Here is a 10,299-nt window from a genome sequence, read left to right on the forward strand (position 1 = left end):
CGTGCGCTCATAGCCTGGGCACATGGTGACCCGGCTCGCGACCTGCAACCTGTGCGAGGCCATGTGCGGCCTGCGCGTCGACCTGGACGGCGACCGGATCACCGGCATCCGCGGCGACGAGGACGACCCGCTGTCGGCCGGGCACCTGTGCCCCAAGGCGGTGGCCCTGCAGGACGTGCGCGAGGACCCCGACCGGCTGCGCCGTCCCGTGGTCCGCACCCCGGACGGCTGGCGCGAGGTCCCCTGGGCGCACGCGTTCGACCTGGTCGCCGCCCGGCTGGCCGGGACGCGCATCGTGCACGGCCCCGACGCCGTGGCCGTCTACCTCGGCAACCCGGTGGTCCACAGCCTGGGCGCGCTGACGCACGCGCCGCCGTTCGCCCGCCTGCTGGGCACGCGCAACCGCTACTCCGCCGCCTCCCTCGACCAGCTCCCGCACCAGTACGTCGCCCGCCACCTGTACGGCAGCCAGTGGCTGCTGCCCGTGCCCGACATCGACCGCACGGCCTACTTCCTGGCCTTCGGCGCCAACCCGGCCGTCTCCAACGGCAGCGTGATGAGCGCGCCCGGCGTCGTCCGGCGCATCCGCGACCTGCGGGCCCGCGGCGGCCGGATGGTGCTGTTCGACCCGCGCCGCACGGAGACCGCCCGGCTGGCCGACGAGCACCACTTCGTCCGCCCCGGCACCGACGCCGCGCTCATCCTGGCCATGGTCGGCCTGATCATCGCCGATGGCGCCGCCCGTCCCGCGCCCTACGTGGACGGGCTCGACCGGCTGGCCCCGGCGCTGGAGGCGTTCACGCCCGAGCGGGCCGCGGCCGTCACCGGCGTGCCGGCCGAGGTGATCACCCGGATCGCGGCCGAGTTCGCCGCCGCCCCCACCGCCGCCGCCTACGGCCGGATCGGCGTGTCCACCCAGCGGTTCGGCACCCTGTGCCAGTGGGGGATCCAGCTGCTCAACCTGGTCACCGGCAACCTCGACCGGCCCGGCGGCACGCTGATGAGCAGGCCGGCGGTCGACCCGGTGCGCAACCGCCTGATCGACCCCGGCCACGAGGGCAGGTGGCGCAGCCGGGTGCGCGGCCTGCCGGAGTTCGGCGGCGAGCTGCCCGCCGCGGCGCTCGCCGAGGAGATCCGCACGCCCGGCGAGGGGCAGGTGCGGGCGCTGGTGACCATCGCCGGCAACCCGGTGCGCTCGGCCCCCGGCGGGCACGAGCTGTCGCGGGCCCTGGCCGGGCTCGACTTCATGGTCAGCCTCGACTTCTACGTCAACGAGACCACCCGGCACGCCGACGTCATCCTCCCGCCCACCGACCTGCTCGAACGCGACCACTACGACCTGGTCTTCAACCTGGTCGCGGTCCGCGACCACGCCCGCTACACCCCGGCCGTGCTGCCCAGGACGCCCGGCGCCCGGCACGACTGGGAGATCCTGCGTGAGCTGGCCCGGCGATACCGCCGCCTGGTCCGGGCCGGCTCACTGTCCGACCGGCTCATGCTGCGGCTCCCGCCGGAGCGGATCGTGGACCTCGGGCTGCGGGCGGGGCCGTACCGGCTGAGCGTGGCGCGGCTGCGCCGCCACCCGCACGGGCTGGACCTGGGCCCGCTCAAGCCGAGCCTGCCGGGCCGGCTGCGCACGCCGGGCCGCCGCGTCCAGGCCGCGCCGCCCGTCCTGCTCGACGGGCTCGCCCGCGCCCGCGCCGAGCTCCTGGCCCCCGCCGCCGCCCCCGCCCGCGCCGGGCTGCTGCTGATCGGCCGCCGGCACCTGCGCGACGACAACTCCTGGCTGCACAACTCCGCCCGGCTGGCCAAGGGCCGCCCCCGGCACCACCTGCTCATGCACCCCGACGACCTGCGCGCCCGCGGGCTCACCGACGGCGCGCCGGTCCGGGTGCGCTCCCGCAGCGGCGAGGTGACGGTGGAGGTCAGCGCGAGCGAGGACGTCATGCCCGGCGTGGTCAGCCTGCCCCACGGCTACGGCCACGACCGGCCGGGCGTGCTGCTGTCGGTCGCGGCCACGCTCGGCGGCGCCAGCGCCAACGACCTCACCGACCCCTGCCTCCTGGACGAGCTCACCGGCACGGCGGCGCTCAACGGCGTACCCGTCACCGTGGAACCGCTCAGGTGACGGGCACGATCTCCGCGCGGGTCAGCACGCCGTCCTCGACGGTCAGCAGCCCCAGCGTGCCGTGCGGCTGCCGGCGGCGGTCGGTGGGGGAGCCCGGGTTGAAGATGCGCAGCCCCTCGCCCGACTCGTCGAGCGGGATGTGGGAGTGGCCGAAGACCACCAGGGCGGCCTCGGGGAAGCGGCGGCGCAGGCGGGCCAGGCGGCCCTTGGCGGGCCCGCTGTCGTGGATCATCCCGATCCGCAGGCCCTCCAGGGTCAGCTCCAGCGTCTCCGGCGCCACCACGTCGGGGCCGTCGTTGTTGCCCTTCACCACGTGCACCGGGGCGTAGGCGGCCAGCTCGTCGAGCACCGGGCGCACGCAGACGTCGCCGGCGTGCAGGATGACGTCGGCCCAACGCAGGTGCTCGGCCACCCGGGGCGGGCAGGTGCGCCACCGCCTGGGCGCGTGGGTGTCGGACAGCGCCACCACGTTCATCCAGGAGTCATGCCCGATCCGCGGGCAGATCCTCCAGCCAGGCCCGCCAGGCCGCAGCCTGGCCCGCGGGGCCGCCGAACAGCAGGTGCATGGCGAGCATGCTGCCGCCCATGCCCTGGACGAACCGGTAGAGGGCGTCGGGGGTGCGGACGCCGACGCTCTGGGCGTTGCGGAAGTAGACCACGCCCTGGACCGGGGGCAGGCCGGGCGGCGTGAGCCGGACGGTGTCGCCGGTCTCGGGGCGGCCGCCGAGGGCGGCGTCCAGGGCCCTCCAGGCGCGCGGCCAGTCGCCCACCGGCGGGCCGGACTCGGTGAGCGGGGTCGCGGTACGGCCGGCGAAGTGGCCGAGGTACTCCGTCAGCGTCGCGAAGAACAGGGCCAGGCCCGAGGACATCGCCTCGTACTCCTGCTCCCAGTCGTCGCCGGGCAGGAAGCCGCTGGTGACCATGCGGACCAGGGTGCTGCCCTGGCCGCGGCCCTCCAGCAGGAACTCGTAGGCCACGAAACGGCCGTCGGGGCCCGGGACGCCGGAGTGGGCGAAGCGCTTGAGCGGATCTTCGGCGGTCACCCCGGACTCGGGCAGGTCGGCGCCTGCGAAGGCGGTGCGGATCGCGCCGCCCTCGACCTCGTTGCGGCCCATGAACCACGAGTCGATGCCCGGCCCGGTGGTGATGGCCTCCCACACCTGCTCGGGCGTCGCCTCGACCATGGACTCTAGGGGGATCTCGAACTCGCGCCCCACCTCAGGAGCCCTTCTTCACGGACGGGTGCACGGCGACGATCAGACGATGATCCCGCCCGCCTTCCGCGGACTCGTCATGATATTTGCTGACCAGCGAGGTCACGCACTGCGCCAGCTCCTCGGCGAACGCGGCCCGGTCGGCGGCCGAGGCGAAGCGCACCTCGCCGTCGATGGCGAACGTGGCCACCTTCTTCTGTGCCTTGGCCGCGCCGGTGATCAGCGTGCCGACGTCGCGGACGAGCTGCGCCGCCAGGGCCAGCAGCCAGCGCGCCGACAGCCGGTCGGGGGACCGGGCGGGATCGGGCTGCACGGCGGCCAGAGCCGTGGGAGAGATCACGAAGGAGGCGGCCGCGGCCTGCATGACGCGCTCGGTGACGTTGCCCTTCCTGCGCTCCTCGACCAGCTCGACCAGCCCGTGGCGTTCGAGGGTGCGCAGGTGGTAGTTGACCTTCTGCCGGGCCAGGCCCACCTTGGCGGCCAGGGACGTGGCAGAGCCCGGCTCGACCAGCTCGGCCAGCAACTTCGACCGCATCGGGTCGAGCGACGCCTCGGCGGCCGCCGCGTCTTCGATCACTGCCACTTCGTGCATGCCTGAACGATCGCACCGAAAAAAATCGTTGTCAAGCCAGGCGGGCGGCCTTGCCCTCCAGATAGCGCTGCTCAGGCAGACTGAGCGTACGCCGGGCCGCCTCGCGGAAGGCCAGCGCCGCCCCCTCCGCGTCACCCTCCATCTCCAGCAGGTGGGCGCGGACCGCGGCCAGCCGGTGGTGGCCCGCGAGCCGGTCGTCGGCGGCCAGGCCGTCGAGCAGGTCGAGCCCGGCCCGCGGGCCGTGCACCATGGCGGCGGCCACGGCCTGGTTGAGCCGCACCACCGGGTTGTCCTCCAGCCCGGCCAGCACGCCGTAGAGCGCCAGGATCTGCGGCCAGTCGGTCTCGGCGGACGTGGGCGCCTCGTCGTGCACGGCCGCGATCGCCGCCTGCAACTGGTACGGGCCCAGCGCGCTGGTGGCCAGCGCCTTGCTGACCAGCTCGACGCCCTCCTCGACCAGCCGCCGGTCCCACGACGAGCGGTCCTGCTCGGCCAGCGGCACCAGCGAGCCCCCCGGGCCCGTGCGCGCCGCCCGCCGCGCCTCGGTCAGCAGCATCAGCGCCAGCAGCCCGGCGACCTCGCCGTCGCCGGGCAGCAGCCGGTGGACGAGCCGGGCCAGCCGGATCGCCTCGCCGGTCAGCTCGGGCCGCTGCAGATCGGGCCCGGAGGTGGCGGTGTAACCCTCGTTGAAGATCAGGTAGAGCACGTGCAGCACCACGCGCAGCCGCTCGGCCCGCTCCTGCTCCGGCGGCGGCCCGAACGGCACCCCCGTGGACCTGATGCGCTGCTTGGCCCGGCTGATGCGCTGGGCCATCGTCGCCTCCGGCACCAGGAACGCCGCCGCGACCTGCGCCGTGGTCAGGCCGCCCACGGCCCGCAGCGTGAGCGCGAGCTGCGAGGGCTCCGAGAGCGAGGGATGGCAGCACAGGAACAACAACGTCAGCGTGTCGTCGCCGGACGGCGTGCGCTCCTCGCCCGGCGCCGGCTCGACGAACTCGTCGGCCGGGACGGCGACCGCCGCGCTCTCCTCCCGCCGCCGCCGCGCGCTCTCGCTGCGGAAGTGGTCGATGACCCGGCGGGAGGCGACCGTGATCAGCCAGGCCCGCGGGTTGTCCGGCACGCCCTGGCCGGGCCACTGCACGGCGGCGTCGAGCAGGGCCTCCTGGACGGCGTCCTCGCAGGCGTCGAACTGCTCGTAACGGCGGACGAGCACGCCGAGCACCTGCGGCGCCAGCTCGCGCAGCAGCCCTTCGATCACTCCGCCACCTCGTCGATGACCGGCCGCACCTCCATGGCGCACAGTCGCGCGTCCGGCCAGCGCGCGGCGATCTCGGTGGCCCGCTCGACGCTCGCGCAGTCGACGATCAGATAGCCCGCCAGGTACTCCTTGGCCTCCAGGAAGGGGCCGTCGGTGACGGCGGGCACGCCGCCGCGCACCATCACGGTCTTGGAGGAGGCGGGGTCGCCCAGCGCCTGGCCCCCGGCCAGCTCGCCGTTGGCCTCCAGCTCGGCCATGAGCGCGTCGACCTCGGCCATGACCTGGTCGAACCCGTCGGCGACGGCCTGCTGGGCGGCGGGGTTGCTGTAGATGAGCAGCATGTATTTCACCTGCCTCATCCTAGGGTTCCGGGAAATCCGGCCGGGCCGGGCCAGGCGGGGTCGGCCGGTGGCCGGGCGGGCTCGGCCGGTCGCAGCCCTGCGGGACGAGGGTGCCGGGTTGCCGGTCGTGGGCGGTCCGCACGCTCATGTGCAGGCGTAACCGGGAGCCCCGCGGGCTCTGGTCGAGCTCGACGCGGTCGCACAGGTGCTGGATCAGCCACAGGCCGAAGCCGAACCCCGCCGAGTGGGCGCGGCCGTGTTCGGCCGCGGCCAGGTGGGCGGCGCTGAGCCGGCCGGCCTCGTCCGCGATCTCCACCATGACGCCGCCCGCGTCGGTGCGGGCCAGCACGGTGCCGGTGCCGCCGCCGTGGTCGAGGACGTTGGTGACCGCCTCGTTGACCGCCAGCACGAAGTTGTCCAGGCGCTCACCGGACAGCCCGCCGCGGCCGGCGTGGTCGCGCACGAGGCCGCGGATGGCGTCGAGATCGGTGCTGATGGGACAGCGTAGCTCCGGTTCCATGCCCATGGTCTGATCAGTCCTGCCTGGGTGTGGCGTGGCGGGGGACCCGGTCTTGGTTGCTTACCAGACCGAAGCCCGGCAAACTCCCCGGCCGCCCGGCCGCGGCGCGGACGGTTACTGGAGGCGGGCGCCGATGATGCACGTGTCGTCGTCGGTGTCGGAGTTGCTGTGCGTCAGGAGGTGGTCGAGGCGCTGCTCCAGGCTGGCCGCGGGATGCCGGGCGGTGTCCAGCAGCCGCTGCTGGGACTCGTGCAGGTTGACGTCACGTCGTTCGATCAGGCCGTCGGTGTACATGAGCAGGATGTCGTCGGAGGCGAGCTGCACGTGCGTCTCCTCGTACTCGGCCTCGGCGACCGCCCCGAGCAGCAGGCCCTTGGTCATGTCGAGCTCCCTGGCCTGGCCGTCGCGGACCAGGATGGGCGGCAGGTGCCCGGCCCTGGCGTAGCGCAGCACGCGGGTGCGGGGGTCGAACAGCCCGCAGATCGCGGTGGCGGTGACGTTCGCGGTCAGGTGGTGGGCGACCAGGTTGAGCCAGGTCAGCAGCTGGCCCGGCCCGGCGCCGGTGGCGGCCAGGCCGCGCAGCGCGTTGCGCAGCACGACCATGCCGGTGGCCGCCTCGATGCCGTGCCCGGCGACGTCGCCGACCGACAGCAGGATCTGCTTGGTGGGCAGCACGACGGCGTCGTACCAGTCGCCGCCGACCAGGTGCTCCTTCTCGGCCGGCCGGTAGCGCACGGCGATCTGCAGGTCGAACGCCTCCAGCGGCTCCCGGCTCGGCGGCATGATCGCCTGCTGGAGCTGCAGGGCCAGCCGGTTGCGCTCGGCGGCCTGCTGCTCGGTGTGGGCGAGCTGGTCGCGGGTGGCGGCCAGCGCCACCTCTGTCCAGTGCTGGGAGGAGATGTCCTGGTAGGCGCCGCGGATGGACAGCAGCAGGCCGCTGTCGTCGAAGACGGGCTCGGCGACCACCCTGATGTGCCGTACGGTGCCGTCGGACCGCTGCAGCCGGTAGGCGGTGGAGGCCGGACGGCGATGGTGCAGCACGGCCCGGACGAACCGGCCGATGGCCACGGCGTCGTCGGGGTGGGCGTGCGTGGCCAGGCGTTCCAGCGGGATGGGCGGCTCGTCGAGGGACATGCCGTACAGGTCGTGGAGCTGGGCGCTCCAGACGATCTCGCCGGTGAGCAGGTTCTCCTCGAAGCCGCCGATGCGCCCGAGGCGCTGGGCGTGCTGGAGCAGGTTGGCGAGCTGGGCGTCCTGGTCCTGCAGCCGCCAGATGAGCAGCACGCCGTCGCCGAGCCGGATGATCGCGATGCCCGCGACGGTGTGCAGCGGGATCTGGTCCACCAGGGCCGTGATCGTCATCTTCTCGGCCCTGAAGGTCTCGCCCGTGGCATGCACGTGCTCGATCCTGGCCAGCAGCGCGCCCTCCTCGGCGGCCAGCGGGTACGCCTCCAGGAACAGGCTCCCGACGACCTCGCCGCGCGGCCGCCCGGCGGGGTCGAGGAAGCGCGGGTTGGCGTGCACGATGCGGAAGTCGGTCAGCCGGCCCTCGGTGCCCAGCTGCGGGCGCAGCACCAGCGCCGCGTCCGGCAGCGCGTCGGCCAGGTCGATCAGCTCGGGCAGCACCTGCGGCTCGTGAACGGCCTGGTCGGTGGTGTCGAAGGTGTGGGCGCACAGGTCGGCCAGCACCTCGATCTGCTTGACGACCCGCGCGTCGGGCCGCGGCATCGCGTGCGGCCAGCCGATCTCCAGCACGCCCAGGATCCGGCCGCCCGTCCCGGCGGGCGCGGTCGCCCGCGCGCCGGGGGTCTGGCGCTGCCCGATCGAGGGCAGGCCGACGGCGGCCAGGTCCTCCAGCCACACCGTGCCGCGGGCCAGCAGCGCGCGGCGGGCCGGCGTGGCCACGCCCGGCGGGACGTAACGCCAGCGCCTGGCCTCCTCGTCGGCCAGCCCCGCGTATCCGGCCAGGGTGAGCGACGCGTCCGGCCCGGCCTCCCAGATGGCGACCGTCGTCGCGCCGAGCGCGGACAGGGCGTGCTCCAGCAGCGACTGCGCCACGGCCTGCGCGTCGGTGGCGGTCAGTGCCCCGTTCTCGGCGGTACGCAGCCGCACCGCCACCTCAGTGGACTCCTCGGCGCGGGCCGAGCTCAGGAAGTCGCGGGCGGCCTCGCTGATGCGGTCGTGGGCGGCCTGGTTGATGATGTCGGCGGCCAGTTCGAGCTGCGTCACCCCCGCCTGGTCGGCCAGGGTGGCCAGCTGCCTGGCGGCGGCGGCCAGACTGCACTGCAGGCGCTCGACCAGCACGCCCTTGGCCACCTCGACCAGGGCGCGGCCCTCGGCGGCCCGCTGGGCCTCCAGGATCTGGCTGTGCAGGCGGTCGACCGTCGCGGCCAGGCGGCCGAGATTGGGCGGCTCGGTACGCTCCGGCGGCACGGCGGCCGCCGGATCGTGCGGGTGGTGCACTGCGTTGCTCCTTGAGGGGGACGGGTCAGGCGCCGAGCCAGTGACGGATGCGTTCGACCAGATGGTCGGCCTCGACCGGCTTGGTCACGTAGTCGCTCGCGCCGGCCGCCAGCGCCTTCTCCTGGTCGCCCGGCATCGCCTTGGCCGTGACCGCGATGATGGGCAGGTCTGCGTACTGGGCCATCGCGCGGATGCGGGCGGTGGCGGTGTAGCCGTCCATCTCGGGCATCATCACGTCCATCAGCACCAGGTCGATCTGCGGGTGGGCGACGAGCGTGTCGATGCCCTTGCGGCCGTCCTCGGCGTGCAGCACGTCGATGCCGTGCACCTCCAGCATGCTGGTCAGCGCGAAGAGGTTGCGGGCGTCGTCGTCGACGATCAGCACGGTCCGGCCCGTCAGCGAGGTGTCGATCTCGGCCCCGGCGAGCTGGTTGACGTTCCCGGCCCGGATCAGCGGCAGCACGTCGCCGGGCTGGTCGGCGGTCAGGTGCAGGGCGATGCGCTCGCGCAGCTCGTCGAGGCTGGACAGCAGCTCCAGCGGCTGGCCGCCCTCGCGCGTCTGCAACGGCACCGCCTGCTGGGAGCTGGCCCGCCAGTTGTTGTAGGCCAGGACCGGCACCGAGTTCAGGGCCTGGTCGCCGTCCATGGCCTCCAGCAGGCGGTAGGCGCTCTGGTCGGGCAGGTCGAGGTCGAGCACGATGCAGTGGCAGGGGTCGGCGGCCAGCGTGGCCGCGGCCTCCTGCGCTCCGGCGGCCGTGACGATCTCGATCGTCTCGTCCTTGCTCAGCGCCAGCTCCGTCACCACGCTCTCGGCCACGTGCGAGAGCAGGCCCTGCGGCCGTTCCTCGATCACCAGCAGGCGGCGTGGCTGCGGCTGGTGGGACCTGGCCGGTGCGGCCGCCTCCTGCTCGGACGTGGTGACGCGGGCGGCCTCGACGACGACCGAGGGGTCGGTCAGGGCCTTCTTCGGGGAGAGCCCGATGAAGTCCGGCCGGGCGATCGGCAGGTAGAGGGTGAACACGCTGCCCTGGCCCGGCGTGCTCTGCGCCCCGATCGCGCCGCCGAGCAGGTGGGCGATCTCGCGGCTGATGGACAGGCCGAGGCCGGTGCCGCCGTACTTGCGGCTGGTCGTGCCGTCGGCCTGCTGGAACGCGCCGAAGATGGCTTCGAGCTGCTGGGCGGCGATGCCGATGCCGGTGTCGACCACCCGCAGGGCGATGGCCGCGCCGTGCTGGCGCACCGAGGCGGGCAGCTCGTCCTGGGCGGCCGGCTCGATGCGCAGTTCGACGCTGCCGGTCTCGGTGAACTTGACCGCGTTCGACAGCAGGTTGCGCAGCACCTGGCGCAGCCGCGAGTCGTCGGTCACGACCTCCACCGGGATGCCGGGGGCGTTCGTGATCGTGAAGTCGAGGCTCTTCTGCGACGTCATCGGCCGGAACGTGGCCTCGACATAGTCGAGAAGCTGGCGCAACGGCACGCGTTCGGGGTTGATGTCCATCTTGCCCGCCTCGACCTTGGACAGGTCGAGGATGTCGTTGATCAGCTGGAGCAGGTCGGAGCCGGCCGAGTGGATGATCTCGGCGTACTCGACCTGCTTGGCCGTCAGGTTGCGCGTGTGGTTCTGGGCCAGCAGCTGGGCCAGGATGAGCAGCGAGTTGAGCGGCGTGCGCAGCTCGTGGCTCATGTTCGCCAGGAACTCGCTCTTGTACGTCGAGGCCAGCGTCAGCTGGTGGGCGCGGTCCTCCAGCTCCTGCCTGGCCTGCTCGATCTCCAGGTTCTTGGT

At 73.7% G+C, this 10,299-nt stretch carries 9 protein-coding genes; 1 reads left to right on the forward strand and 8 read right to left on the reverse strand.

Annotated features, from left to right (window positions below; all coding sequences use genetic code 11):
- Window positions 1–22: 22 nt before the first annotated feature.
- Window positions 23–2,128: a molybdopterin-dependent oxidoreductase gene (locus ABZ444_RS34795; protein WP_358006421.1), complete on the forward strand. Its 2,106-nt coding sequence runs from the start codon at window positions 23–25 to the stop codon at window positions 2,126–2,128.
- On the opposite strand, the gene ABZ444_RS34800 is transcribed toward ABZ444_RS34795, so the two are convergent.
- From ABZ444_RS34800 to ABZ444_RS34835, 8 genes are all read right to left on the reverse strand, one after another.
- Entirely contained in the window at window positions 2,121–2,603 is a 483-nt protein-coding gene (locus ABZ444_RS34800; protein WP_358006424.1) for a metallophosphoesterase family protein, read from the reverse strand. The genes ABZ444_RS34795 and ABZ444_RS34800 overlap by 8 nt on opposite strands.
- Window positions 2,604–2,610: 7 nt before the next feature.
- Window positions 2,611–3,345 carry an SRPBCC domain-containing protein gene (locus ABZ444_RS34805; RefSeq protein ID WP_358006427.1) on the reverse strand — a complete coding sequence of 245 codons (735 nt, stop codon included), beginning with the start codon at window positions 3,343–3,345 and terminating at the stop codon, window positions 2,611–2,613.
- A 1-nt stretch (window position 3,346) separates the two neighbouring features.
- The gene (locus ABZ444_RS34810; RefSeq protein ID WP_358006430.1) at window positions 3,347–3,934 is read right to left on the reverse strand and encodes a helix-turn-helix domain-containing protein; all 588 of its coding nucleotides are present in this window, start codon (window positions 3,932–3,934) and stop codon (window positions 3,347–3,349) included.
- Between the two features lie 31 nt (window positions 3,935–3,965).
- Entirely contained in the window at window positions 3,966–5,192 is a 1,227-nt protein-coding gene (locus ABZ444_RS34815; RefSeq protein ID WP_358006433.1) for a sigma-70 family RNA polymerase sigma factor, read from the reverse strand.
- A complete protein-coding gene (locus tag ABZ444_RS34820; protein WP_358006451.1) occupies window positions 5,189–5,533 on the reverse strand; it encodes a YciI family protein in 345 nt (114 codons plus the stop codon). Before ABZ444_RS34820 ends, ABZ444_RS34815 begins: the two co-directional genes overlap by 4 nt.
- Before the next feature lie 19 nt (window positions 5,534–5,552).
- Window positions 5,553–6,053, reverse strand: a complete 501-nt coding sequence (locus ABZ444_RS34825) for an ATP-binding protein (RefSeq protein ID WP_358006436.1) — start codon at window positions 6,051–6,053, stop codon at window positions 5,553–5,555.
- 114 nt (window positions 6,054–6,167) lie between these two features.
- Window positions 6,168–8,516, reverse strand: coding sequence for a SpoIIE family protein phosphatase (locus tag ABZ444_RS34830; RefSeq protein WP_358006439.1), 2,349 nt, complete (start codon window positions 8,514–8,516; stop codon window positions 6,168–6,170).
- Window positions 8,517–8,541: 25 nt separating this feature from the next.
- Window positions 8,542–10,299: response regulator (locus ABZ444_RS34835; RefSeq protein ID WP_358006442.1), on the reverse strand; the 1,758-nt coding region annotated here is incomplete at its 5' end.

It is taken from the genome of Nonomuraea sp. NPDC005730, assembly GCF_040630865.1.
Classification (GTDB): Bacteria; Actinomycetota; Actinomycetes; order Streptosporangiales; family Streptosporangiaceae; genus Nonomuraea.

Excerpts from the sequence above, each read along its gene's own strand:
- ABZ444_RS34795 (WP_358006421.1), top strand. The coding sequence starts at position 23 with ATGGTGACCCGGCTCGCGACCTGCAACCTGTGCGAGGCCATGTGCGGC.
- ABZ444_RS34800 (WP_358006424.1), bottom strand. The coding sequence starts at position 2,603 with ATGAACGTGGTGGCGCTGTCCGACACCCACGCGCCCAGGCGGTGGCGC.
- ABZ444_RS34810 (WP_358006430.1), bottom strand. The coding sequence starts at position 3,934 with ATGCACGAAGTGGCAGTGATCGAAGACGCGGCGGCCGCCGAGGCGTCG.
- ABZ444_RS34820 (WP_358006451.1), bottom strand. The coding sequence starts at position 5,533 with ATGCTGCTCATCTACAGCAACCCCGCCGCCCAGCAGGCCGTCGCCGAC.
- ABZ444_RS34825 (WP_358006436.1), bottom strand. The coding sequence starts at position 6,053 with ATGGAACCGGAGCTACGCTGTCCCATCAGCACCGATCTCGACGCCATC.